25 protein-coding genes are annotated in these 24,282 nt (G+C 72.0%); 9 read left to right on the forward strand and 16 right to left on the reverse strand.

The window, feature by feature from the left end; all coding sequences use genetic code 11:
- The first annotated feature begins 9 nt into the window (after nt 1–9).
- The gene (locus IG78_RS0111970) at nt 10–1,233 is read left to right on the forward strand and encodes an MFS transporter (RefSeq protein WP_030562048.1); all 1,224 of its coding nucleotides are present in this window, start codon (nt 10–12) and stop codon (nt 1,231–1,233) included.
- A 103-nt stretch (nt 1,234–1,336) separates the two neighbouring features.
- Here IG78_RS0111970 and IG78_RS0111975 read toward each other — a convergent pair whose 3' ends face one another.
- Nucleotides 1,337–1,870, reverse strand: a complete 534-nt coding sequence (locus IG78_RS0111975; RefSeq protein WP_030562050.1) for a GNAT family N-acetyltransferase — start codon at nt 1,868–1,870, stop codon at nt 1,337–1,339.
- A gap of 42 nt (nt 1,871–1,912) precedes the next feature.
- Entirely contained in the window at nt 1,913–3,343 is a 1,431-nt protein-coding gene (locus IG78_RS0111980) for a S41 family peptidase (RefSeq protein WP_030562052.1), read from the reverse strand.
- A gap of 263 nt (nt 3,344–3,606) precedes the next feature.
- On the opposite strand from IG78_RS0111980, the gene IG78_RS0111985 reads away from it, so the two are divergent.
- Entirely contained in the window at nt 3,607–5,454 is a 1,848-nt protein-coding gene (locus tag IG78_RS0111985) for a sigma-70 family RNA polymerase sigma factor (RefSeq protein ID WP_225882009.1), read from the forward strand.
- 237 nt (nt 5,455–5,691) lie between these two features.
- Here IG78_RS0111985 and IG78_RS0111990 read toward each other — a convergent pair whose 3' ends face one another.
- The gene (locus tag IG78_RS0111990; protein WP_078964906.1) at nt 5,692–6,261 is read right to left on the reverse strand and encodes a DinB family protein; all 570 of its coding nucleotides are present in this window, start codon (nt 6,259–6,261) and stop codon (nt 5,692–5,694) included.
- 247 nt (nt 6,262–6,508) lie between these two features.
- Between IG78_RS0111990 and IG78_RS0111995 the strand changes: the two genes are divergently transcribed.
- The 3 genes from IG78_RS0111995 (at nt 6,509) to IG78_RS0112005 (ending at nt 7,910) form a co-directional block, all read left to right on the forward strand.
- Complete coding sequence (locus IG78_RS0111995; RefSeq protein ID WP_063760737.1) at nt 6,509–6,925, forward strand: ATP-binding protein; 417 nt, start codon at nt 6,509–6,511, stop codon at nt 6,923–6,925.
- Nucleotides 6,926–7,162: 237 nt separating this feature from the next.
- On the forward strand, nt 7,163–7,519 hold the full coding sequence (locus IG78_RS41995) for an STAS domain-containing protein (RefSeq protein WP_051852554.1): 357 nt from the start codon (nt 7,163–7,165) through the stop codon (nt 7,517–7,519).
- 88 nt (nt 7,520–7,607) lie between these two features.
- On the forward strand, nt 7,608–7,910 hold the full coding sequence (locus tag IG78_RS0112005) for an ANTAR domain-containing protein (protein WP_030562062.1): 303 nt from the start codon (nt 7,608–7,610) through the stop codon (nt 7,908–7,910).
- A 175-nt stretch (nt 7,911–8,085) separates the two neighbouring features.
- Here the strand turns inward: IG78_RS0112005 and IG78_RS0112010 are convergent, their stop codons facing one another.
- The 6 genes from IG78_RS0112010 to IG78_RS0112035 form a co-directional block, all read right to left on the reverse strand.
- Entirely contained in the window at nt 8,086–9,534 is a 1,449-nt protein-coding gene (locus tag IG78_RS0112010; RefSeq protein ID WP_030562064.1) for a PP2C family protein-serine/threonine phosphatase, read from the reverse strand.
- On the reverse strand, nt 9,531–10,562 hold the full coding sequence (locus tag IG78_RS0112015) for a SpoIIE family protein phosphatase (RefSeq protein ID WP_030562066.1): 1,032 nt from the start codon (nt 10,560–10,562) through the stop codon (nt 9,531–9,533). The genes IG78_RS0112010 and IG78_RS0112015 overlap by 4 nt, the downstream gene beginning before the upstream one ends.
- Nucleotides 10,559–11,041 carry an anti-sigma regulatory factor gene (locus IG78_RS47920; protein WP_199813236.1) on the reverse strand — a complete coding sequence of 161 codons (483 nt, stop codon included), beginning with the start codon at nt 11,039–11,041 and terminating at the stop codon, nt 10,559–10,561. The genes IG78_RS0112015 and IG78_RS47920 overlap by 4 nt, the downstream gene beginning before the upstream one ends.
- Nucleotides 11,038–11,436: an STAS domain-containing protein gene (locus IG78_RS47925; protein ID WP_030562070.1), complete on the reverse strand. Its 399-nt coding sequence runs from the start codon at nt 11,434–11,436 to the stop codon at nt 11,038–11,040. The genes IG78_RS47920 and IG78_RS47925 overlap by 4 nt, the downstream gene beginning before the upstream one ends.
- A complete protein-coding gene (locus tag IG78_RS0112030) occupies nt 11,433–12,332 on the reverse strand; it encodes an STAS domain-containing protein (RefSeq protein WP_430739009.1) in 900 nt (299 codons plus the stop codon). The genes IG78_RS47925 and IG78_RS0112030 overlap by 4 nt, the downstream gene beginning before the upstream one ends.
- A gap of 309 nt (nt 12,333–12,641) precedes the next feature.
- Nucleotides 12,642–13,163: a MarR family winged helix-turn-helix transcriptional regulator gene (locus IG78_RS0112035; RefSeq protein WP_078964900.1), complete on the reverse strand. Its 522-nt coding sequence runs from the start codon at nt 13,161–13,163 to the stop codon at nt 12,642–12,644.
- Nucleotides 13,164–13,254: 91 nt separating this feature from the next.
- On the opposite strand from IG78_RS0112035, the gene IG78_RS0112040 reads away from it, so the two are divergent.
- On the forward strand, nt 13,255–14,424 hold the full coding sequence (locus tag IG78_RS0112040; RefSeq protein ID WP_030562076.1) for a PP2C family protein-serine/threonine phosphatase: 1,170 nt from the start codon (nt 13,255–13,257) through the stop codon (nt 14,422–14,424).
- A gap of 132 nt (nt 14,425–14,556) precedes the next feature.
- Here the strand turns inward: IG78_RS0112040 and IG78_RS0112045 are convergent, their stop codons facing one another.
- The 7 genes from IG78_RS0112045 to IG78_RS51240 form a co-directional block, all read right to left on the reverse strand.
- Entirely contained in the window at nt 14,557–15,417 is an 861-nt protein-coding gene (locus tag IG78_RS0112045; protein WP_030562077.1) for an RNA polymerase sigma factor SigF, read from the reverse strand.
- 117 nt (nt 15,418–15,534) lie between these two features.
- Nucleotides 15,535–17,013, reverse strand: coding sequence for a hypothetical protein (locus IG78_RS0112050; RefSeq protein ID WP_051915527.1), 1,479 nt, complete (start codon nt 17,011–17,013; stop codon nt 15,535–15,537).
- A 149-nt stretch (nt 17,014–17,162) separates the two neighbouring features.
- Nucleotides 17,163–18,440 (reverse strand): cobalamin B12-binding domain-containing protein, encoded by a 1,278-nt coding sequence (locus IG78_RS45645; protein ID WP_051852556.1) that lies wholly within the window; start codon nt 18,438–18,440, stop codon nt 17,163–17,165.
- 70 nt (nt 18,441–18,510) lie between these two features.
- Complete coding sequence (locus IG78_RS43985; RefSeq protein WP_157855782.1) at nt 18,511–19,002, reverse strand: ATP-binding protein; 492 nt, start codon at nt 19,000–19,002, stop codon at nt 18,511–18,513.
- Nucleotides 18,999–19,349, reverse strand: a complete 351-nt coding sequence (locus IG78_RS0112070; protein ID WP_063760741.1) for an STAS domain-containing protein — start codon at nt 19,347–19,349, stop codon at nt 18,999–19,001. Before IG78_RS0112070 ends, IG78_RS43985 begins: the two co-directional genes overlap by 4 nt.
- A gap of 102 nt (nt 19,350–19,451) precedes the next feature.
- A complete protein-coding gene (locus IG78_RS0112075; protein WP_030562085.1) occupies nt 19,452–19,829 on the reverse strand; it encodes an STAS domain-containing protein in 378 nt (125 codons plus the stop codon).
- Complete coding sequence (locus tag IG78_RS51240) at nt 19,826–21,751, reverse strand: SpoIIE family protein phosphatase (RefSeq protein ID WP_051852559.1); 1,926 nt, start codon at nt 21,749–21,751, stop codon at nt 19,826–19,828. Before IG78_RS51240 ends, IG78_RS0112075 begins: the two co-directional genes overlap by 4 nt.
- Nucleotides 21,752–22,143: 392 nt before the next feature.
- On the opposite strand from IG78_RS51240, the gene IG78_RS0112085 reads away from it, so the two are divergent.
- The 3 genes from IG78_RS0112085 (at nt 22,144) to IG78_RS0112095 (ending at nt 24,254) form a co-directional block, all read left to right on the forward strand.
- A complete protein-coding gene (locus IG78_RS0112085) occupies nt 22,144–22,902 on the forward strand; it encodes a hypothetical protein (RefSeq protein ID WP_030562090.1) in 759 nt (252 codons plus the stop codon).
- Between the two features lie 499 nt (nt 22,903–23,401).
- The gene (locus tag IG78_RS49140; protein ID WP_455430821.1) at nt 23,402–23,803 is read left to right on the forward strand and encodes a luciferase domain-containing protein; all 402 of its coding nucleotides are present in this window, start codon (nt 23,402–23,404) and stop codon (nt 23,801–23,803) included.
- A gap of 223 nt (nt 23,804–24,026) precedes the next feature.
- On the forward strand, nt 24,027–24,254 hold the full coding sequence (locus IG78_RS0112095; RefSeq protein ID WP_404827679.1) for a hypothetical protein: 228 nt from the start codon (nt 24,027–24,029) through the stop codon (nt 24,252–24,254).
- Nucleotides 24,255–24,282: the final 28 nt, after the last annotated feature.

Consider the following 24,282-nt stretch of genomic DNA (forward strand, 5'->3'; position numbering starts at 1 on the left):
CTGATGAACATGTTGCTCGTTCGCGATGAGTTCCGCCGCGCACAACTGGCCATCGCGGCGCTGTTCTGCGTCCTGGGTTTCCAGTACGCGACGTGGGCGGCGCGGCTGCCCGCGCTCAAGTCCAAGCTCGACCTCTCCGAGGCCGAGCTCGGGCTGCTCCTGATGGCCTGCGGCGTGGGCGCGGCGGCCTCCTTCCCGCTGGTCGCCGCGCTCAGCAGACGCTGGGGCTCACAGCGCCTCGCGCTCCTGTCGGCCCTGTTCCTAGGGGTGCTCCTGCTCGCCCTGGCCGCCGCGCCCAACTATCCGGTGGCGCTTGCCGTCATGTGCGCCGACGGCCTGGGCGTCGGATGTCTGAACGTGGCCATGAACGCGCAGGGCGCCGCCCTTGAGTCCCGGTACAGGCGCACCGCAATGTCGCAGTTGCACGCCACGTTCAGCGCCGGATCGCTGGGGGCGGCCCTGCTCGCCTCCGGGATGAGCGCGCTCAGCCATTCGGTGGCGCTGCACTTCGGCGTCGCCACCGTGCTCGTCATCCTCCTCACGCTGTACGCACAGCCCTCGTTGCTCCCCGAGGAGCGGCCCGCCGGGCAGTCCGCGGGCGTAGCCACCGAAGACGCCACCGACGAAGCCGCGGGCGAGGCGGCGGCGAAGAAGCGGCGCACCTGGTCCATCCCCTCCCGGGTCACCTTGTGGATGGGCGGCGCGATGGTCTTCGGCACCGTCGCGGAGGGCGCCATGAACGACTGGTCGGCGCTGTACATGAAGGAGGTCGCCGACGCGTCGGCGCGCCTCGCGCCCCTGGGCATCGCCGTCGTGTCGGTCATGATGGTCCTCGCCCGGCTCTTCGCCGACGGCTGGCGCACCCGCTGGGGCGACGCCCGCGTCGTGCGCGTGGGCAGCCTCCTGGCCGCGGCGGGCCTCGCGTTCGCTCTCCTCGCGGGGGGTGTCGTGCCCGCCCTGATCGGGTTCGCCTGCATGGGTCTCGGCATCGCGGCCGTGACTCCGTGCGTGTACGTGGCGGCGGCGCGGCAGGGCTCGGGGGCCCTCGCGCTCGTCGCGGCCATGGGCACCACGGGCCTCCTCGCCGGTCCCCCGGTGATCGGCTTCATCGCCGCAGGGAGCAGCCTGGTCTGGGGCATGGCGGCGGTGGCGGTCTCGGTGGCGCTGGTGTCCGTCTGCGCGGCCCGGATCCGCTGGACGACGACCGCGGAGGTGGCGGAGGCCAAGGTGTGAGACGGCGCGCACGGCGGGTCCCTGCTACGCGTGGGGACCCGCCGCCCTTTTTTGGTTGCGCGGTTCGCGCTACCGCTCCGTTCCGCGCTCTGCGCTGTGCGCGCTACCGCTCCGTCCGCAGGTCCAGGTGGAAGCGGGTGTAGTCCGCGAACTCGGCCACAGGCGCGAAGCCGAGGCGGGTGAGCAGGGCGACGCTCCTGTCGTTGCCGCGCGTGACGCCCGCGTAGACGTCCGTCGCCCCGAGCTCGCGCGCCGCGTACGCGTACAGGGCGGCGCACGCGGCGCCGGCGCGGCCCGCGCCCGTGTGGGCCTCGTCGAGCCAGTACCCAGTGCCGTAGCGCGGCGGGTCGACGGCGATCAGGTCGGCCCGGCCGATCAGCGCCCCGTCGAGGCGGATTCCGTACCGGAGGCTGGGGGCGGGCTCGTCCGACAGGTGCGCGCGCACCCACTGCGGGGTCGCACGGCTCTCCTCCTGGTAGTCGCCGAGGCGGCTCAGGTGCTGCCGGTTGCGGTCGAGGAGCGCGTAGTACGCGTCGGCGTCCGCCACCGTCAGCTCACGCAGCACGAGCCCCGGCAGTTCCGTTGGGAGTTCGGGAGCGTCACCCCGATGCACAGGGGCTTTTGGGGTTCGCGTCATGCAAGCGAAGGTACGGGTCCGGCCACGCCGTCGCCAACGGGATTACCCCTCGCCGTCTCCGGCGGACGACCGCTCGCGTCCCAGGACCCGCAGGGCCCGGTCGAAGGCCGAGTCCCTCCGGTGCTTGAACTCCTCCTTCGTGAAGACGGGTTCGCTCAGGTGCGGGGGGATTCCCGGTCCGTCGAAGGTGGTTCCCGACCGGGTCAGGAACTCCTCGTTCGGCAGCCACGCCGCCATGCCGTTGGGCAGCTTGCGCACCAGGACGTCGGAGAAAACGCCCTGTGTGTGCTGTCCGATGCGCACGGTCGTGCCGGGCCTGTCGATCAGTGACTGGGTGAACGTCTCCCCCGCGCTCACCGTTGAGCCGCCGGTGAGAACGGCGACGGGACCGGTGTAGCGGGGTCCGTGGGCGGGTGTGACGCGTGCGGGCTGCGGGCGGGTGTGCCTGGTGGGGTCGGCGGGGTCGTTGCGGGCCCGCTTGGAGTACGCGACATAGCCGGTGTCGGTGAGGCGCCCCGCGATGCGCAGCCCGAGGACGTCGGAGCCGCCGCCGTTGATCCGCAGGTCGATGACCAGTCCGTGCAGGCGCCGGGTGCGCTCCTTGGTGAAGACGGCGTCGAGGGCCCGGTCGAGCTCGGCGCGGTGTGCGCTGAAGGGGGCGGTGCGGCTCGCGTACCCGCTGAATCCGGAGACCCGCAGATATCCCTGGCCGCCGGGCAGGTCGGCGTAGGTGATCCGCCCCTTGGCGAAGTCCTGTACGTTCTTGGCGCCCTTCAGGTCGCGTTTGAGGACCAGCTTCTTCACCCGGGCGTTCAACGCGGGCGAGGGCACCATGGTCCCCGGCCGGGTCCTGGCGAAGCGCCGGTCGCCGTCCTGCACCATGACGTGTGCGTCCTTGAGCGGCTCGACCATCTCGGAGAAGACCGCGAACAGTTCATCGCGGGTGGTATCGGCGTGCACCTTGGGCCGGTACCGGTCGCGCATGGCGTGCCAGTCGATGCCCCGGGCGGCGAAGAACGGGTAGTTCTCCTCGAACGACTGCCAGAAGACGTCGAAGGAGGCCACGGGGCCCCGCGGGGCCGGACGGGTGCAGGCGGCGGGGAGCTTGTCGATGCGCCGCAGCTCCTGGTGGCCGACGGAGCTGTCCGTGCGCAGCGTCGCCCGGTCGCGCCCGCGCGCCGCCCGCAGCGTGAGCACGGAGCCGTCCGCGATGTACCGGCCGGGGCCCGTCCGCCGCGCCGTCCCGCCCTTCATACAGCTCCCCGACGTGGTCTGGTACTCCTGCAACGTTCCCTGACGAACCGACCACACCGTGCCGTATCCGTCCACACGCCATAAACCGTGGATTCCCGACTCCGCCGCACGCGCTGCCGGTGACACCTCCGCGGGAGTCGCCGCTGTCGCCGCCCCCGCGGCGAGGGCCGCCCCCGCCGTGAGTGTCAGAGCCGTCACCACGGCCGTCGCCATTCTCATGTGCTGCCTTTCGTCACCAGTGTCCGTACCTGGTCGGAGGTCGGACCGGGTCGGTGTCCTGACCCGCGTCCACGATGGCGCACGCGGTGCCGTGCGCCCATCCGGCTGCCCCGAGTCCCACGGTGGGGACAGCCCCCCAGAGGATCAACGGAAAACGTGACCCGGCTCTCAATGTCATCGTCGAGGTTTCTGTTATCCCGCCGCGGCGCGCAGGATCTCCCAAACAGCAGGGGTCACACGGACACCAGGACAGGAGATGCGTTGTGGAGCACGACCGGCGCAAGCGCGAGCAGGTCGAGGGCGCCGAGCTGACCGCTCTGGTCGCTGCCGCGCGAACGGGAGACGCACAGGCGCAGCACGACCTCGCCGCCTCCTTCCTGCCGCTCGTGTACAACATCGTGGGCCGTGCCCTCGGTGGTCACGCCGACGTCGACGACACCGTGCAGGAAGTCATGGTGCGGATGCTCCGCGGGCTCCCGGGTCTGCGGGATCCCGCGTCGTTCCGGTCCTGGCTCGTGGCCATCGCGATGAACGAGACCCGCCGCCACCAGCAGCCCACGCCGGTGGACAGCGGCCTTCAGGACGCGTACGAGGTGCCCGACCCCGGCAGCGACTTCACCGGCGTCACCATCCTGCGGCTCGGCCTGTCCGGCGAGCGCAAGGAGGTCGCACAGGCGACCCGCTGGATGGACGACGACTACCGGGAGCTGCTCGCCCTGTGGTGGCTGGAGGCCGCAGGGGAACTCTCCCGGACCGAGATCGCCGAGGCCCTCGGCCTCACCGCGGAGCACACGGCCGTACGCGTCCAGCGCATGAAGGCCCAACTGGTGTCGGCCCGAACCGTGGTGCGCGCCCTCGCGACGACACCGCGCTGCCCCGGCCTCGTGGACCTGACCGCGTCCTGGGACGGCGGGCCTTCCGCGCTGTGGCGCAAGCGGCTCGCGCGGCACACCCGCGCGTGCGGCGCGTGTACGGGGCACGGCGCGCGCCTCACTCCTGCCGAGGGACTGTTGGCGGGCCTCGCACTCGTACCGCCGCTGGCGGCGGGCAGCTTCCACATGACCGACCCGGCCGTGACCGCCCCGACAGCCCACGCGCAACCCGTCCAGCACGCCGAGCCCGCCCAGCACTCGGGCCATCTGCAGCACACAGACCGCTTCCAGCACATCCGACAACCGCAGTACGGCCACCCGACCGACGACACCGAGGCAATCCCCCACACCATGAACTCACCGGATCCGATGGACCCGCAGGCCACCCAGCACCACTGGACGCCCGACGACGTCACGGCCATCTCCCCGCCCGCCTCCGGCTCCCGCGGTTCGCGTGCCGAGCTGCGGCAGGGGCGGCGCACCTCGCGACGCCGCAAGCAGGCGGTCGCGGCCGGCGCCGGCATCGCGGCGATAGCCACCCTCACCGCCGTCATGCAGCTCGGCACGGACGACTCCGAATCCCCGGACAAGAGCACGGCCGCCGCCATGAGGACGGACGAGCCCACCCCGGCCGACACGGAGCCGTCGCACACGCCCGAGGCGAAGCGGTCCCCCTCCGCGTCCCCGTCGAAGACGAAGAAAAAGACAAAGGCGAAGTCCGCCGAGCCGGAGAAGTCGGCCAAGGCGGAGCGGAAGCCGCGGAGCACGGCCAAGGCCGGGTCCAAGAAGCCGAAGCCGCCCCCCGCGCCCCCGAAGACGCGCCGCCCGAGCGCCATACCGACGCCGCAGGCACCTTCAGGATCGACCGCACAGCAGGTCCTGCGGCTCGTCAACGACGAACGCCAGAAGGCCGGGTGCCGCCCGCTCACCTACAACAGCAAACTCGCCACGGCCGCCCAGCGGCACTCCGCGGACATGAAGGCGCGCAACTACTTCGACCACACCTCCCCCGACGGCACCGACCCGGGCAAGCGCATCACGGCCGCCGGTTACCGGTGGAGCACCTACGGCGAGAACATCGCCCGCGGCCAGCAGGGCGCCTCCTCCGTCATGACCTCCTGGATGAACAGCGAGGGCCACCGCGCGAACATCCTCAACTGCTCGTTCAAGGAGCTGGGCGTGGGCATCGAGCGTGGCTCCGGTGGCCCGTGGTGGACACAGAACTTCGGCGCCCGCTGACCGTCGCGAAAGGGGCACTGAAGGGGCTTCTACGCCGGCTGGGCCCGCGGGAGCGTCGCCGCGACCAATCCGATCCGCGGCACCCGACGGCGATGAACGATCAGCCGGCCAGCCCCTGGAACTGACCACAGGGCCCACCGCAGGACCGCACTCCTGAACCTGAACCCGTCTCCACCCCGGTCAGCTCCGGCCCGCCACCCCCAGCGGCGGGCCGGAGCACGGCGGCCCCGGCCTCCGTCACTGGCCCACTCGTCCGTCGACACACTCGCGCAGCAGATCGGCGTGCCCGCAGTGCCGGGCGTACTCCTCGATCCTGTGCACCATGAGCTCCCGGACCGAGGTCCTGTCCTTCCCCAGTCTCTGGCCCAGGTCCGGGTGCTCGGCCAGCGCGGCGTCGGTCGCGGCCTGCTCGCGCGCCAGATCGGCGTACGCGGCGTCGACCACGGCCTGATCGCCGACCGCCCCGTGGAAGTCCGCGTCCTTCGGGCCGTACAGCTTCGGCTCCGGGTCGCCCTCGTGGATCCAGTTGCGCCAGTCCCGCTCCACCTCGACGAGGTGCCGTACCAGGCCGAGCAGCGACATCGTCGACGGCGGGACCGACCGACGGGCCAGTTGCTCCGCGTCCAGGCCCTCGCACTTCATCAGCAGGGTGAGGCGGTAGCCATCGAGGAAGTCGAGCAGCGTCGCGAGCTCGCCGTCCGGACCGGCACCGTCAATGTCACGGGGGTCGTCGTCCGGGTCCGCCCACATGTCGGGGTGAACGGTCGCCTGGGTCCATCGCGCGGGGTGATCACTCATGCGTGCCATGTTCGTCCACGCGGGCCCGGTCCTGCCACTGCTTTAGCGGTCCCGCCACTGCCGTACACGGCCCACCGCGCCGGCACCGGCGGCCCCCGCCGACTCCGCGACTTCGAACCGTAGGGTGGCTTCCCTGCCTGGTCAGGGGCTTGCTGCCGGGAGGCGGGCGGTGCCACTCGGGTGGCACCCGCGTACAGGTCGCCGTTCGGGGCAGGCGAATCGATGTCCAAGAGCCTCAAAGCGACGGGAGATTGCCATGGTGCATCCCCCAGAGGAGCAGCGGGTGTTCCGCGAATGGAAGCAGCAGGGACCGACGTCGGCGGCCCAGGCCCGTGCGATGGCGGAAGACTTCATGGCAGTCGTCGGATACGGAGACGAGAAGCAGCGCGAGGCGGTGCTGCTCGTCGTGTCGGAGTTGGTGACCAACGCGCTGCGGCACGGCCGCGGTGTGACCGCGTTCCGCCTCAGCCATGACACACGCGGCCTCACCGTGTCGGTGCGGGACGCCGAGGACCGGCCACCCCGGGAGCAGCCGCTCGACCCCGGGCGGCCCGGCGGGTTCGGCATGCACCTGGTGCGCAGCCTCACGGGCGGTGTGGAGGTGCTGCGGCGCCCCGGCGGCAAGAGCGTCCGGGCGACCGTCCCACGCCCCTGCGTCGGCAGCCGCCTGTGAAGGCCCCGTACGCAGACAGCCCAGCCCGGAGAGACACCCGACCCGGAGAGACGCGGAGCCCGAAGAGACGCGGCAGCCCGGAGAGACGCCGACACCCCCTGGAGGCGTCGGTCTGTGACGAAGCCGACACGCCCGCGCCCGTGGAACGCAGGTAAAAATCGCGGTACGGGGCAGGTGTCGTCCCATGCAGCACGGACAGGCCGAGTCGGGCGATGGCCGCCCAGAGGGAGTGCGCGTATGGATGGTCACTTCTCGGTCGTCGCCGTCGGCCCGGATCCAGAGGCGACGCGAAGCGTATGGCGCCTCAAGGGTGAGCTGGACCTCGAAGGCGTACCCCTGCTCACCGAAACCGCGGGCAGCGGGCTCGAAACCGGCGGGCGGACCGTCGTCCTCGACTGCCAGGACATTACGTTCTGCGACTCCAGCGGTCTCAACGCGCTGCTGAGACTGCGTGAACAGGCCTCCCTGTCGGGTGCCCGTCTCGTCCTCGCCCGGCCCTCCGAGAACGTGCTGCACCTGCTGCGACTGACCCACACCGACTCGGTGTTCGACATCGTGGACACCCTCGCCGAAACACCCGTCCGTCGTGGTTGACCAGCGCTCGGACCCCGAGACACGGAGACCGGCCGCCGAGGGCGTGACGGCGGCCGAAGGTGCAGGCCGGCCTGCGGCCGAAGGTGAAGTGGCGGCCAAGGAGCAGGAGATAGCCGAACTCCGTACGGAAGTCGGCCAGCTCAAGCACGCGGTGCGCGCCCATGCCACCGTCGACCAGGCCATCGGCGCGCTCGCCGCGATCTCCAACATCCGCCCCGAACAGGCGTGGGACGTGCTGACGGAAGTCTCCCAGCACACGAACATCAAGCTCCGGCTCATCGCCGAGCAGGTCGTCGAGTGGACCTGCGACGGCGAGCTGACCGACGACGTGCGCCGGGCGCTTCAGGAGAGCCTCGCCCGTCAGGAGCCCTGTGCGTCCCCACAGAGCTGAAGCCCCCTTCAGCCCTCGGGGTACGTGGTTTTACCTCTGTTCCCGCGGGCGACCGCGGGAACAGAGGGGGAGCTCACTGCCGAACTCTCCCGGGAGCAGATCGGTCGCGAACCCTCTGCGGCACCGGGTTTCCCGTATGCGCGTATCTATCCTGTCTATTCCCGTCTATTCATTTCTATCCTGATGTGCCGTGCCGTGCAGTGCCGACGCCCTCGGCCGGGCCGGTCCTCCGTACCGCGAGGGCCAGGGTGTCGTCGGCGTGCAATATCACCGCGTGCATCTCCTTGGCGATCTCCCCGGTCAGCCGGGTCGCGGACAGCCCCGCGTGCCGGCGCGCGGCCGCCGTGAGCCTTGCCTCGCCCTCCAGGGGGTCCCTGCGGCTCTCGGTGAGGCCGTCGGTGTACAGCAGCAGGAGGTCACCCGGGGCGAGGCGGGCCCTGCGGACCTCCTCGCTGCCCGGCAGGGGGAAACCGATGCCCCGGCCCGGGGTGTCGAGGAACGCGGCGTCGCCGTCGCGGCGGACGAGCAGTGCCGGCGGGTGGCTGCCGTTGGCGAGGTGGACGTCGCCGGTCGCGGGGTCGACGCGGGCCAGCAGGACGGTCGCCATGATGTCCGGGTCGAACGGTGTGAGGGCCGCGTTCGCGCGGGCCACGATCGACCCGAGCGCGTGGCCCTCCAGGGCGAGGGTACGCACGGCATGGGTCACGGTCAGGGCGCTGCGGGTACTGCGGACGCCATGGCCGAGGGCGTCGACCACGGTGATGTGGACGGTGCCGTCGGGGAGCATGAACCAGTCGTAGAGGTCACCGCCGGTGGGGGCCTCGGTGTCGGCGGGGGCGTAGTGCACGCCGAGTTCGACGCCGGGCACGTCGAGGACCGGCGGCCGCAGCGCGTCCTCCAGTTCCCGCAGGACCCGGCCGTGGGCGCGGCGCAGTTCCTGGTCGCGCTCGTCGAGCTGGACGTAGAGGGCGAGCACACCGTTGTTGGTCTCGGACAGCTCGTGCTTCAGCAGGCGGTGTTCGGCCTTGAGCGCGTCGATCTGCGCGAGGGCGACGCCGAGTTCCTTCAGGAGCAGGCCGGTCTCGCCCTCGTCCGTGGGGTCCGAGCGCTCCGTCGGCGTCCCCGCGGCGGACTGCCCGAGCTGCACGGTTCGCCCGTCTCGCGCGGAGCGGGGCCGCGGCGCACGACCGGCCGCGACACCCCTCCGGCCGGGCCCCTCGGCCAGGTCAGTCCGCACTGTCCGGTCAGTCTGCTCTGACGGGCCAGCCTGCTCTGACCGGTCGCTCCGGTCGCTCCGGTCGCTCCGGTCCAGGGGGATCCGCCAGGTGACCGTGCGCGGCGAGGTGCTGTGGGCCGCGAGCGGCAGCTCGCCCGCCGCGGGGGCGTCGGCGCCGCAGTCGGGCCGGTCGAGCGTGACGACGAGCACGCTCCGCTGCCCGTCGGGGCACTGCTCCCGGCCGGCGCTGAGGGCCACCGCCCGGTCGGTGCCGATGGCCGGTTCGGCGACGATGGTGGCGGCGAGCGCGAGCCGGGCCCGTACCTCCGTGTCGATGTGGTGATCGGCGGCGAGCATACGCACGGCCTGTCTGAGCGCGGGCAGCGTCCGCAGGTCGGTGGCGATCATCGGGGCCTCTGCAGGGGTTGTCTGGCGACGAGGACGGTCGCGTCGTCGCGGGAGCGGCGGTGTCCGTGGACGAGGGCGGTGGCGAGGAGAGGCGGCGGCAGCCGCAGCAGGAAGGGGTCGGGGGCCCGGGTCCACCGTGCGTCGACACCGTCGGTGTGCAGCACGGCCGTGGTGCCGGGTGGTACGGCGAGGCGGCGGACCTGCGGCGTCGGCATGTTCCAGCCGACGACGCCCGGCTGGCCGGTGAGTTGGCTGCCGACCTCGTCGGCGGACAGCAGTACCGCGCGTACGTTGCCCACACCGCAGTAGAGGACGTCGCCGTCGTGCAGCCGCAGCACCCCGACGGCGGCGCCCCTGGAGTGGCGCAGGGCGCGGTTCGTGGCGCCGAGCAGGGCGGGCAGTTCGGCGTCGGGTGTCCGGTGGAAGCAGCGCAGGGCGAGCTGGGCGGCTTCCTGTGCCTGCGCTCCGTGGCCGAGGCCGTCGACGGCGAAGGCGGTCAGGCCGTGGTCGCTCCTTGCGATGGCGGAGGCGTCGCCGCAGTGTTCCTCGCCTTCGGCGGGCAGCCGCAGCGAGCCCACGGGCCGGTCGGCGGCGCCGCCGGTGGGATCGGACAGGAGCCGGGCGCCGACGAGGGTGCCGTGGTGCTGCCGGGTGCGGATGGTGAACGAGGTGGCGATGCGGCTGACGGCGCCGAGGCCCGCGCCGAGCGAGTTGGTGGTGGTGTAGCCGTCGACCAGACAGCGCTCCAGCTCGCCCATGCCGGGGCCGCGGTCGGCGGCGAGGATCTCGATGCCCTCACCGGCGGTGAGCGGCTGGAAGTAGAGGCTGCCGCCGCTCGCGTGTTTGGCGATGTTGCTGGCGAGTTCGGAGGCGACGACGGCGGCCCGGTCCGGCATGGCGCCGGGCAGCCCGCAGCGCCGGGCGAGGGTGCGGGCCGTGGCGGCTGCGAGGTGCACGGCGCTGAAGTGGTCGATGGGGACGGCCCTGGTGGGCTCCGTGAGGAGGGTGCCCGAGGGGTCGTGGGTCATGGGGCGCGCCTGTTGTTCCAGCGTGTGGCCGTGACGACGGTGCCACGCCCGGCGGTGGAGCTGAGCGTGAACTCGTCCATGAGGCGGCGGGCGCCGCCCAGGCCGTGGCCGAGTCCTGCTCCGGTGGTGAACCCGTCGGTGAAGGCTTCCTCGATGTCCTCGATGCCGGGCCCGTCGTCCTCGACGGTCAGCCGGACGCCGGTGGTGCCGAGCCTGCGGACGATGTCGAGGGTGAGGGTGCCGCCGCCCCCGTGGACGTAGGCGTTGCGGGCCAGTTCGCTAGCGGCGGTGACGACGCGGGTCTGGTCGACGATGCCGAAGCCGGCGTGCAGGGTCGCGGCCCGTACCGCGTGCCGGATGCTCAGCAGATCCTCCTCGCTGGCCACCGGGTGGGTGCTGGATTCGGTGGAGTGGTGCGCAGGCACGACCTTGTCGGCGCGCTGCGGCGCCCGCGTCGTGCCCGCGTGGGATCCGGTCACCGCGCCTCCCCGGCACGCGTGGGGGCGGCCCTGTGCCAGCCGAGTGCGGTCAGGCCCTGTTCGGCGCTGAGGGCCGTCTCGACGCCGGACAGCTCGATGCCGAGCTCGACCAGCGTGATGGCGACGGGCGGCCGCATGCCCGCCACGATGACGCGGGCGCCGAGCAGCCGTGCCGTCGTGGTGAGGTGCGTCAGCATGCGGGCGACGAAGGAGTCGATCAGCTCCAGGCGGGAAATGTCGATCAGTACGCCACGGGCGCCGGTGGAGCTGATGGTCTGGGTGAGCTCCTCGGTGAACGCCATCGCCGACTTGTCGTCGAGCTCGTTCAACAGGCCGCTGATCAGGACGTCCCCGAGCTGCAGGATCGGGACTCCGGCGGAGGGGTGTCCGTTCACCGGCCGTCCGTTCCGTCGGGGCCCGGCGCATCGGTGATCTTGATGGCGGCGGCGAGGGCGTCGGCCAGGGTCGCGCGGGTCAGGATCGTGGACAGGTCGATGCCGAGCTGGGCGATGGTCTGCGCGATGGGCGGCCGGATGCCGCTGATGACGCAGTCGGCGCCCATCAGGCGGACCGCGTTGACGGTCTGCAGCAGATGCTGGGCCACGGCCGTGTCGACGGTGGGGACGCCGGTGATGTCGATGATGGCGACAAGCGCCTCGTCGTCCTGGATGGCCTGCAACAGGTTCTCCATCACGACCTGCGTGCGCGCGGTGTCCAGGGTGCCGATGAGCGGGACGGCGAGAACCTGGCGCCACAGCCGGACGACGGGCGTGGACATCTCCAGGAGCTGGTGGCTCTGGCGGTGAATGATGGCTTCGCGGCCCTCGACGTACACCTCGAAGGAGAGCGCGCCCGCGACGTCCAGGAGCTGGTTGATCAGAACGGCGGCGGCGAGCAGTTCGTCGCTCTCCCGGGTGGCGCCGCGCAAGTGCTCGAGCAGCACCTGCTTCAGGGCGAGAACCGCGAGCGAGGTCACGGTCGGTGAGGCCCCGCCGCGCGCCCGGCGCAGCGAGAGATCGGTCACGATGCGGTTGAGGTCCCGGTCACTGTATGCGAGGCGGCGCACGGGCGCGTCGCCGTCGAGGGCCGCCGCGAGGGCGGCGACCAGTGCGTCAGCCTCCTCGTGCAGCTCGCTCTCCGTCAGGTCGCTGCCCAGTAGGGCCTGTTCCAGTTGGAGCTGCACCCATCGGTCCGCGATGGCGTCGGCGTTCGCACGCAGCACTTCGGTCACGCGTGCCCGCGCCCCGGAGTCGACGGAGTCGCTGGTAATCGCGGTGTCGCTGGTAGTCACAGACCAAACCTCTCGCATCCGGAGGCCCGTCCGAGCAGACCTCGTGTCCTTGCACTGTCACCGTGGACCGGACCGCCGGGAGAAGCACGCAGCGCCTCCAGCGGCCGCCCGGGGGTCTTGTTCGGCACCCGACAGTTTCCGCTCGGCAACTGTATCCATACGGCAACAATCCTGCCCCCACCGCCCCCGCGGTCCGCAAGTGCTCCTGACTCATTGGCACTTACGAGTGGCACGGGAACGGACGATCGAAGACATACGCGTACGGTGAATGCGCCGGGTCACCGGACGACACTCGCCCCGCGCGTTCCCTCACGCCGTTCGGGCAGGCCCTTCCGTATTTCCCGTCACGGACGATGTATGCATCCGCGTGGTGTGCATCTCGTCGGCACAGTCCCGGAAATCGCTCAGGCCCTCGACCAGACAGGCGCGCGCGGGGCCCGACATTCCGGCGATCACGGCCGTCAGCGCCTTCTCGCGCCTACTGCGCAGATCGGCGAGGTACGTACGCCCGGGTCCGGTGAGGTGCAGCGTCAGCTCCCGGCGGCTGATCCGGCTCTGGGTGCGCTCGACGAGGCCCAGCGCCTGCAACCGGTCGCACAACCGGCTCACGGAGGACGGGGCCGCGCCCAGAATGCCACCGAGCGTGCGCAGGTTGATGCCGTCCTCGCGCTCCAGGACGTACAGGACCCGAAGCTGCGACGTCGAGACGGGGGCGGGCGAGACGGAGTCCCGGCCGCGCTCCCACAGCACCTCGAGGAGTTCGATCACCTCACGTGCCGCGGATGCGGCATCCTGGGGACGCCGCTGCGAGGATGCCGGGTTCACGCCCATGTCTTTACTCTCCGTATCGGCCTGGCCGGGCCATGTGGTCCGGACAGGGGGTTGCTCCCTCTCATCCTCGTACTCGAGAAAGCGGTCGGCAGTGGACAGATACGCGGCAGTCGGGCGCGCGTTGCGCGGCGCGGCTCCTCACGAACTTCCGCAGGCGGCCCGCAAGGCGCTGACCGAGCACTTCACCGCGGCGCAGGTCGAACTCCTGATGGCCGACTACTCGATGACCATACTCCAACCGGTCCCCGCTCTCCCATACACCACGGAACGGATTCCCGTCCACGCCAGCGCCCCGGGGCGCGCGTTCGGCGCGCAGGAGCCCTATGCCGAAGACGGTGACGGTTCCGGCGCGGTCGTCGTGCATCTGCCGGTCACCGTGCGGGGCGACCGCCTCGGTGTGCTTTCGGTCACCCTGCCCGCGGAGGCGTACTCGCCGCAGACGCTGCGCGAACTCACGCTGATCGCCGAGGAGCTCGGGCACGAGATCGTCGTCGCCGAACGCGACACGGACCTGTATGTGCAGGCCAGACGCGTGGAGCGGCTGACACTCGCCGCGGAGATGCAGTGGCAGCTCCTGCCTGGCCGCTCCTGCTCGCGCCGCGAGTACGATCTCGGCGGCCACCTGGAGCCCGCCTACGCCGTCTTCGGCGACAACTTCGACTGGTCGGCGTCGGCCGACCACCTCACCCTCACCGTCTCCAACGGCATGGGCCAGGGCATCTCGGCGGCGCTGCTCACCAACCTGACGGTGCACGCCCTGCGCAACGCCCGCCGCGCAGGACTCGGCCTCGCCGACCAGGCGTGCCTCGCGGACCAGGCCGTCTACGGGCAGCACCGGGGCGCCTCGCACGTCTCGGCCCTGCTGCTCCGCTTCGATCTGGCCACCGGCGCGGTCGGGGTCATCGACGCGGGCTCGCCGAAGGTCTGGCGGCTGCGCTCGGGCAAGGTGGAGCAGGTGACAGGCCTGGAGGCACAGTTGCCGCTCGGCATGTTCGAGGACTCCGTCTACACCGAGCAGCCCTTCCGGGTCCTGCCGGGTGACCGGCTGCTGTTCGTCAGCGACGGGGTGTACGACGTGACCTCGCCCGCCGGGGAGCGCTACAGCGACCGTGAGCTCGCCCGGGCGCTGACGAGCACCCGGCTGCTTCCGCCCGCGGAGGTGCCGCGTGCCGTGCTCGGGGAACTGGCCGGGCACCGCGGAGAGGTGCGGGCCGAGGACGACGCGACGGTGGTCTGCCTCGACTGGCACGGACGGCCATGACAGCCATGACGGTTCTGGCGGCCTCGGCAGCCTTGGCGGCTGCGGCCGCCATGCGACAGGCCCGGACCGTGTGGTCCGGGCCTGCTGCGAGAAGGGTGCGGGTGTCGGCGGCACCCGCGGGTGGCGGGGCGGTCAGGCGCCGGCGGGCACCAGGCCCGCGCGCAGGCGTCCGAGGATGCGCTTCAGGAGGCGGGACACCTGCATCTGGGAGACGCCGAGCTGCTCGCCGATCTCGGCCTGCGTCAGCTCCTCGACGAACCGCATGTGAATGATCTCACGGTCGCGGTCGGAGAGTTCTCCGATGAGGGGCGCCAGGCTGTTGAAGTCCTCGACGAGTTCGAAGGCGGCGTCCTCCGCCCCGATGAAGTCGGCGAGCGCGGCCTCGCCCTCGTCGCTGCCGCCGCCCATGGCCAGCGCCGCGTTGAGGGAGGCGGAGGTGTAGCCGTTGGAGGCCTTGCGGGCCTCGATGACCTCCTCCTCGGACAGCGACATCAGCTCGGCGAGCTCGGCGGTCGTCGGGTCCCGGTCGAGGCGGGTCGCCAGCTCCTCGGTCGCCTTGGCCAGCTCGATCCGGGCCTCCTGGAGACGGCGCGGCACATGCACGGCCCAGGAGGTGTCGCGGAAGAACCGCTTGATCTCACCCACGATGTACGGCACGGCGAAGGTGGCGAACTCGACCTCGCGGGACAGGTCGAACCGGTCGATGGCCTTGATCAGGCCGATCGTGCCGACCTGGACAATGTCCTCCATCTCGTCGCCGCGGCCGCGGTAGCGCGACGCCGCGTAGCGGACGAGGGAGAGGTTCATCTCGATCAGGGTGTTGCGTACGTGCTGATAGTCGTGCGTGCCCTCTTCGAGGACGGCGAGCCGGTCGAAGAACTGCTTCGAAAGGACACGTGCGTTGTGCGGCTCGACGCTCGACGGTGCTTCGATCAGCGGCAGCTCCCCCTCCGCACAGGTCTCTGCCTTCGCCGACTGGACCTCGGACACCATCGCGGCAGCCACGCCATCCACCCTTCTCTTGACGACACCCCGTGTCACGTACAGGGGGCTCGACACGCGTTTGCCCCTGCTTCCCGGTCTCACACCTGCTGATCCCGAAACTTTTTCTCATAGCCGTTTCGACGGCGTCCGCCCCTCCCCCGTGATCCGCCCCGCCGCCAGCACGAGGCGGGCCAACTCGTGGTGGAACACGTCGTCGTGCGCCCCCAGGGGCGGCGCCCCACCGCGGACGACGTCCGAGGTGTCGACGTTGACACAGCCCGAGCGGGGCAGCGCGTCCTCGGCGAGGGCCTCGGCGAGGGTGAGCGTCGGGCACCCCTCGACGCCCTGCGCCCCGTCGTACCCGAGCGCCCCCCAGACCCGGCCGACGCCCCCCTCTGGCGGTGACTCGCCGAGCAGGCGGGAGGCCAGCGGGAACAGCAGCCCCAGTTCCAGGTCGTAGTGCGAGTAGCCGCACACCACCGGCCCGCCGACACTCTCCACCACCTCCGCGAGTACGCCGCCCCCGCGCAACTGCTGCGGCTGATGCCCGGCGAACGCGAAGTGCGAGAAGGCGGCCTGGAGCAGTGTCAGGGAGCCCACCCGGTGCGCGCCGCCCGCCAGGCCCCGGGCCGCGTACGCGACGAGGCGGGCGCCCGAGCCATGGCCGACGAGATGGATCCGGGTGTCCGGCAGCCCTTCCGCGATCCGGCCGAGCGCGGGGGCGAGTCCCCTCTCGCCGATCAGTCCGGCGCGCCGCCTGATCGCGTACGACACGGCCTGGCACAGGAGCTGGTGCGCGCCGTCCCACAGCCGGTCGGGGGCTTCACCCACCTCGGACGAGCCGAAGGGCCGGGTCCGCGGCCCGAGCGGTTCCGACCGCTCCAGCCACTCGGTCGGGGAGTCCGGCGGCCGTGGCCCTGCCGACTCCGACTCCGTCAGAGTCCCCGACCTCGACACCTTGGGCGCCTCGGCGCCGGTGCTCGGCTGCTCGATCCGCTCCGGCCGCCGGGCGGTTCGCTCGGCTTCCTCGCCGGCCTGTTCCAGGGCGTGGGCGAACCCTTCACAGACGTGCATGGCGCTGTCGAAGAGCATCGCGGGGTCGGACTGGGGCAACAACCTGTCGCCCGTGTCCAGGGCGTAGGAGTTCACGTCCGAGAGCAGCGGCGCCTCGACGAGACGGCGCAGCATCATGCCCACGTCGTCCACGGCGCCGAAGCGGACCGGCCGCTCCTCCAGGAGGGCGCGCAGGTCCGCGACGAGCTGCTCCGCGCCGGGGAACATACGGTTGAGGGCGGCCTCGGTGGCGTCGGAGAGGCGGGGCTCGGGCGGGAACCGCATGCCCGGCCAGTGCACGCTCACGAAGCCGAGGGCCTCGTCGTCGGTCACGTCGGCGAACAGGGCACGGAAGCGCTCGTCCGTCTCGGCTGCCGTGTCCTCGTCGTTGTGTCCGGTGTGCGCGAGGACCACGAGGTCACGGACGCCCGCGTCGCGTGCGTCCGCCACGATCCGCGTGCACTGCTTCCCGTCCCCCTCGCCGCCCTCCGCGTCGAACGTGATCACCCGGTACGCCTTGTCGCTCGCCCGGGCTTCCCTGGAACTGCGCATGCGCTCCCCCGAACCGGTCGCGGGCACTGTGCACGCAGCATCCTCGGTCCGGGCGGCGGTGACTAGAGGGGCGCACGCCATCGTGCGTGGGGCTCCGGCGTACGACGGCGTGCCGGTCCTGGCGTCCTGACTCCCCCGGCCGTGCGTCCTCACTCCCGCGGGCCGTCCGCCCGCAGGAGCTCGGCCGCCCGCCGGATCATCGTGGTGGCGCGCGGGAAGTCGCGCACCTCGGCGCCCAGGACGTGCAGGGCGTGCAGCAGGGATTCCGTGGGTACGTGGCGGGCCGCGAGGACGGCGTTGGTCCAGGAGGTGAAGGCGGCGAACAGTTCGCAGTCGTCGACGTACAGGGCGGCGGCGAGGAAGGCGACGATGTGGGCGACGTCCTCGGCTGTGTGCTGTTGCTGCGGCGCCGTGTACTCCCGCAGGGCGGGGTAGCGGTCCGCGAGGCCCTTCAGGGTCGCTCCGACCAGTTGCCCGGACGCCCGGCTGACCAGGGTGTACTCCTGGTCGAGCAGGTGCTTGAGCGGTTCGTCCGCCAAGGGGGCGGCGGGGCGCGGCGGCGGGCCCCCGGTGAGCCGGGTTGCCGCCGAGCGGGCGTCGGCGGCCCAGAGGTCGGCGCCGAGCAGCTCGGCGTGGCGGCCGCCAGGTCCGAAGGCGGCGCCGCCCACGAGCACGGGGACGCCCGCGGCCCTGCACGCGGAGATCGCCGCGTGCGCGGCGGGCAGCCGGGTCGCGAGCGAGCCCGAGAGGGCCACCACGTCCGCGCCGGTGTGGTGCAGATGGGCGACGAGATGGGCGGTGGGGACCTGGGCGCCCAGGAAGTCGACGTGCCAGCCGCGCAGCGAGAGGACCTCGGCGAGGAGACGGGCCGGAAAGGCGTGCCACTCACCGTCGACACAGGCAACGGTGATGCGCGGCCGGGCCGACCCGCCGGGGCGCGGGCGCGAGCCGTCGGGGAACGGGCGCGAGCCGCCATCTGATCCGACGAGGTCCGGAGTCGATCCGTCGAGATGCGGATGCGATCCGTCCGGGTACGGCCGTGGGGCTGCCGGGGAGCGCCGAGGAGGTGCGGCCTCGTGTGGGGGCTCCGGCGCGGCCGTCCGGGTCTCGGCGGTGCGCGGGGAGGGAGGGACGGGTGCGGCGGGCGGGGCGCCGGGTCGTGACAGTGCCGCGACGACGCGTTCGCCGATGGCGGTGGCGGCGTGCTCCTGGGCGACGGTGATGCGGTTGTCCGCCCACTCCTGGCCGACGCGGCGCTGCACGGCGCCGATCACGTCCAGGAGTACGGTCTCGGTGTCGAGGCCCGCTCGCAGCGCGGCGAAGGCGGTCCGGGCTGCGGACGGCTCGTCGCCGGCCACCACCGCGCCCCACAGTTCGTCGGCCCAGTGGGCCGCGCGGTCCTCGGGTGCGGTGACCGTCGGTGTCATCGGGTGTACCTCCAGCGTGGGGACTGTGTGCCGGGGCGGCGTGGCTCCGGTGCCGCGGCCGGTCGCCGCGTCAGTCGCAGGGTGCCTTCCAGGTGACGCGTACGGTCTTCCCGCCGGCGTACACGTACACGTCGAGCGTCGTCGTCAGTGAGGCGGCGAGCAGCATGCCCATACCCCCGGTGCCGTCCTGGGTGTCGGGAGCGCGTGGCGCCGGGGGCCGCGCGCTGGCGTCGTCGACGTCCGCGACCAGGCCGTCGTGGTGACCGTGCATCCGCAGCCGCCACCAACCCGTGGCGTGCCGGAAGGAGTTGGTGCACAGCTCCGACACGACGAGCGCGACATCGGTGGCGTCGACGGCGGGACAGCGGAGGGCCGCGTAGGCGCGGGCCGCCCGGCGGGCCACACCGATGCCGGAGTCCGCCGCCTCCACGACCAGGAGCGCGGGCCGGTCCCCGGGCAGGGGCCGCCACCTTCCCCGGACCGCCCCACGGGCACACATCGAGCAGGCCTCGGTGACACCGCGGGCCGCGTCGCGCGCGGCCACGTCCGGGGAGTGCGTCATGGCGCGCACGCCTCCTCCAGGGAGCCGCAGACCTGGAAGTGCCCGAGGGTCCCGCTGACCCGCAGCAGCTCATAAAGCTGTTTCGGGATCGGGCCGAGGAGCCGCATGTCGTGTCTGCGGCAGGTCCGGATGAGGATGTTGAGCATCGTGGAGTCCGCGAACTCCAGTCGGGTCACGTCCAGTACCAGGCGGAGATTCACAGGCCTTGTCTCCAGAGCGAGTTCGATGTCGGGCTCGTACTCGACGTCCATCTCGCCGACCACGGCCACCACGCACACACCACGCCGTTCGTCGACGTGAACCTCCACCGAGCACTGGGCCGCCGCGTCACCCTGCGTCCACTGCATGGTGACAGTGTCGACCCGTCGGGCCCGCCACGCCCCGGCCATCTCCCCATGGGGGAGGCCTCGAATTCACGTCCGGCGGTAGGCGTCCTTCCGCTTGCCGGATCAGGGCTTCGGCAGGGCCTGCCCGGGGTGTCGCACCGCTCCCAGGTAGGCCGCGGTGCCCGTGCGGACGAGCAGCCGGTCGACCTGGGCGGGCCGCTCCCCCAGGGTGAGCCGTGCTCCGTGCGCGTCGGCACGCCGTCTTATCGCGATCAGCGCCGAGACGCCGTCCAGGTCGCACTGCGTCACGCCCGCGCAGCACAGGACCAGCTCCGTCACGTCGGGCCGGTCGGCGAGCGCTTCGGAGACGAGGGCGACGAGAGCGACGAGTTCGTGCGCCGCGGTGTGGTCGAGGAGGCCGCGGAGCCGGACGGTCAGCCGGTGCGGCGGGCCGTCGTCGCAGAGGTGCGCCGCGAGCGCGTCGGGCGGGCACCGCGTCACCGGCCCGCTCCCTGCTGGTGCCCGTCACCGGCGGGACGGGGCGGATGGGTGTCCGGGGTGCGGGACGAGCGGGCGACCGTGCGCGGGGTGTCCGGGGTGCGGGGAGTCCCGGCGTCCGCGTGCGGGGTGTCCGGGGTGCGGGGCGCGGCGATGACCATCAGGGCCATGTCGTCGTGGTGGCGTCCGCCGAGCCAGTCGGCGACGAGCATCTGCACCCGTTCGGCCATCGCCTCCGGCGGCTTCCCCGCGTACTCCGCGAGGGCGGCGCGCAACCGTTCCTCACCGAACCGGTCGGTGCCGAGTGGCCCGCCCTTGGCCTCGGTGACACCGTCCGAGTACAGCAGGCAGGCCTCTCCGGGCCGCAGCGTGGTGTGGTGGGTGTGCGTGGTCACCTCGGGCAGGGCGCCGACCAGGGTGCCGTGCGTCGGGGCCGTGACTACGCCGCCGTCGAGCCGCACGATGAGGGGCGGCGGATGGCCCGCGCTGGTGAGGCGGAGCGCGACGGTGTCGCCGCGGCGCCTCGCGGAGGCGAGGACGAGGGTGGCGAAGCGGCTGTGCCGGGTGCTGAGCAGGGCGGAGTTCAGTACCCGCAGCAGTTGTCCGTGGTCGGGCTCGACGAGGTGCAGGGCGCGCAGGGTGCTGCGGATCTTGCCGGTGAGGACGGCAGCCTCCAGACCTTTGCCGCACACGTCACCGAGGACCACATGGGTCTCACCGCCGTCCTCGGTCGCGGGGCTGATGTCGAAGAAGTCACCGCCCACCTCGAGTTCACCGTGCGCGGGCCGGTGCCCGCCCGCGTACTCGACGCCGTCGACGCGCCGCAGCCCTGGCGGGAGCAGGTCCTGCGTGAGGAGTTCGGCCACGGCCGTGTGCTCGCTGCGGAGCCTGGCGGTCTCCAGGGCGGCGCCCGTACACGTGGCGAAGGCGCGGACGAAGGCCTCTTCGTCCTCGCTGAAGGGTTCCGCGCCCGCCGCGCGCATCAGGACCAGGGCACCGACGGGCCCACCGCCGCCCGGCAGGGACGCGACCATCAAAGCCCCGACGCCACCACCGGCCCTGGCAGCTCCGGCGGCCCCATCAGCCCCTGAAGCCCCACCAGCTCCGGGAGCCCCACCAACTCCGGCAACCCCGGCAGCCCCGGCAGCCTCGACAACCCCGGCAACCCCGTTGGCCCCCGTGCCCCTGGCACCTCCACCGACCCCGGCGGCCTCAACGCCTCCACCAGCCCCCGCCGCCCCTGCGGCTTCCGCGGCTTCGCCCTCCCCCGCCACCCCGACGAACCCTGGCGCCAGCCACCCCGGCACCGCGCCCGGATCCAGCCAGCGCGACGGAACGGGCGGAAACCCCTCCAGCGCCTCCGCGAGGCCCGGTACCTCGGCGGCGTCACCGGCGAGCCGCCCGTGCGTGACCTCCCCGTCGCGCACGGCGGCGGCGAAGGGCCGCCGCGTGCCCCGGGCCGCCCCGACGACCACGGCGGCGTCCGCGAGGTGCCTGGCGGCGAGCAGTGCCGCGTTCGCCCTGCATCCGCGCAGGTCGAAGGAGCCGGACAACTGACGGGAGGCATCGGCGAGCAGGCGCGCCCGCTCCCGTTCCGTGCGCAGCGCCCGGCGCACGGGACCCGGCCCGGTGTCGTCGTGCAGCCACCACAGCACGTCGTCCCGCTCACCGGCGGCGGCCTCTGCGCGCACGGTCCGGCCCGCCACATTGCCCGCCGCCGCACTGTCGCGGCGGGCGTGGGCCTCCGCCAGCCACAGCGGGGCGTGCCGCGCCAGTTCGGTACCGGCCGACACACCGGGGAACAAGGCCCTCGCCGCGGGGTTGGCCCACCGGACGCGGCCGTCGGCGCCCGCGAGCAGGAGGGGCCAGGGCGCGGACTGCAGGGCGGAGCTCACCGCCTGTGTGGTGCGCTGCCCGGACTGCATGCTGGTGACTCGCCTCACATGCCGGAACGCCATGCCTCCCGGCACGGATCCCTTCACCCTCTCGCTGCTCGGACGGTCCTCGCGCCCGCTGCCCGGATTCGGCCCCGCGCGCGTGCGCCGTGCACGCCCGACCATCCTCCTGACGGCGGCTCCGCACAACGCGCGGAGCGGGCTTCGCGGAACTCACCAGGCACGGCCCCACCGAAACCAGCTATTCGGACGACGAGTCGAACCCTTCTTCGAAAGCAAGCACGTCACCAGGGCAAAGGGTTGTACGCGACACACGTGGTGATCAACACAATGATGAAGATGCCGTGAAGACGTAAGGTCAACGCGTTCACATCACTTGCCGGGCAGCACTTCTGACCCGGTGTCATCCCGTGGGGGGATCCATGCACCACCGCACCCGCATCGCCGTACTCGGCTCGGCACTGGCCGTGGCCGTGGCGGGCTTCGCCGCCCCCGTCGCCCTCGCCGCCCCGGCCGAGGACATCACCATCGACAAGGTCACCGCGAACGGCGGCAAGCCGGTCGCGCTCGGCACCACCGCCGGGAAGACCTTCAGCGTCTCCGTGACCACGTCGGACGACTCGGGCATCAAGAGTGCCGACATCACACTGTTCGGCCCCAACTCCAGCATGGCCACGCCGACGGGCAACGTGAAGTGCGTGCCGGCCGGCACGACGTCGACGTGCACCGCGAAGTTCACGCTCGACCCGGACACGGACTTCTACGACAACAGCCCGGCCGGCACGTGGTACGTCGACGCCCTGGTGACGGCGAACGACGACGACACCAAGTGGGCTGAGAAGTCCGGCAAGTTCAAGGTGCAGCGCCAGTCCAAGCTCACGGTGAACGCCTCTCCGGAGCCCATCAAGAAGGGCAAGACGCTCACCGTCACCGGCGCGCTGACCCGCGCCAACTGGGAGACGCACAAGTACGCGGGCTACACCAGCCAGTCCGTGAAGCTGGAGTTCAAGAAGAAGGGCGCCCCGTCCTACGCCGCCGTGAAGACGGTGAAGAGCGACAACAAGGGCAACCTGAAGACCACGGTCAAGGCCTCCACCGACGGCACCTACCGCTGGGCCTTCGCCGAGAACTCCACGACCTCCGGAGTCAACGCGACCGGCGACTTCGTCGACGTGCGCTGAATCACGAACCCGAGCGCGAACGTCACTACGCAAGTGCGGGCTGAACCACGCTCAGCCGCACGGGCAGTAACCCTCTTCGGGCAGTGAGCCCCTTTCGTAAGACTTCGTAAGACTTCATACGACTTCGTACGACGCGGCGCCGGTCGGGCCTTCGGGCATCCGACCGGCGCCGCTCCCGCGTCGCCTGGAAGCAGCCCCGTCCCCGGCATCTGTAACCTGCGTCACATGGGCACCGTGGTGCCTCGTGGGGGGCGCATCGGTCGCGGGGCGCGGCGCGACCTGGCAGATCGTCATTTGAGATGGGGTGGCCGAGAACTACGCCGGGCATCAATCAACACGTGAACAGGGGTAGTTGGCCGGGTGAAATCCGCGCAACGATGACCCCATGACCGCGGCACAACGCGCCATGACCGCACTCGCGGCGTGGCCGAACCTGGTAAGCGGCGCCCCTCGGTGCGCTGTCGGACGTTCCTTCGGCATCGCAGGGGCGCCCGAGGCCATGGCTTACGAACTTGTCCACTTCCACTCCGACGGCGCGGCGGACGTGTGCCTGACCCGGGCCACCGTGGACCGGCTGCGCCCGCAGCTCGCCGGAAGCACGGCGATCCGCATGCGCCCCGGCGCGTCCTGGATCACCGTGCTGCTCGACTGCGACGTCGATGTCGCGCTCCTGCTCACCCTCGTCAGCGTCGGGCTCAAGGCCCATGACGACGCCTGCTCCGCGGCGTTCCGGGCGGACCGCGACAGCGCGTTCGCCCGGCGCCCGGCCCCGCCCTGCGACTGGGAACCGGCCGCCCTGCGCCTCCCGGCACCGAAGATCCCCGCCCCCGCCGGGCCGCCCGCCGCGGAACGCCGCGGCTTCCTCGCGGCGGTCGGGCGGCTGATGCCGCACGGCCACTGAACGTGGGCCGGGGGCGGCACCCCCCGGCCCACGGATGGAGCATCGACTTCCCGCCATCCGAGCCGCCCGCGCCTTCGCGTCGGCCCCCTGCACGACGGCTCCCAGGTCAACCGGACAGCGGAATTCCCCGTTCGTATGATCGCCGGTGCCCTTTTGATCTGCTCGGCCGTTGGGCCCGGAGAGCGCCATGGGCGCACGTCGGAGCGAGATCAAGGAGCGGGCGATGAAGAGCAGTTGGAAACGTCGGACCATCCGTACGGCGCTGACGGCGGCGGTGTGTGCCGTGCCCTTCGCCCTGTCGGCCGGCGTGGCCCACGCCGACGAGACCCACCACAGCGGCTCGCACACAGGGCCGGTCGTGGCCCTGATCAACACCGGTCAGATCGACGACCCGCTGGAGGACGTCCTGGAGCACACCCTCCTGTTCGGCGACGGATACCGCTGGGGCTGAGTCACTTCCAGCCGCGTCGCCTCTCGCT

The sequence above is a fragment of the Streptomyces aureocirculatus genome, assembly GCF_000720475.1.
GTDB classification, from domain to species: Bacteria; Actinomycetota; Actinomycetes; order Streptomycetales; family Streptomycetaceae; genus Streptomyces; species Streptomyces aureocirculatus.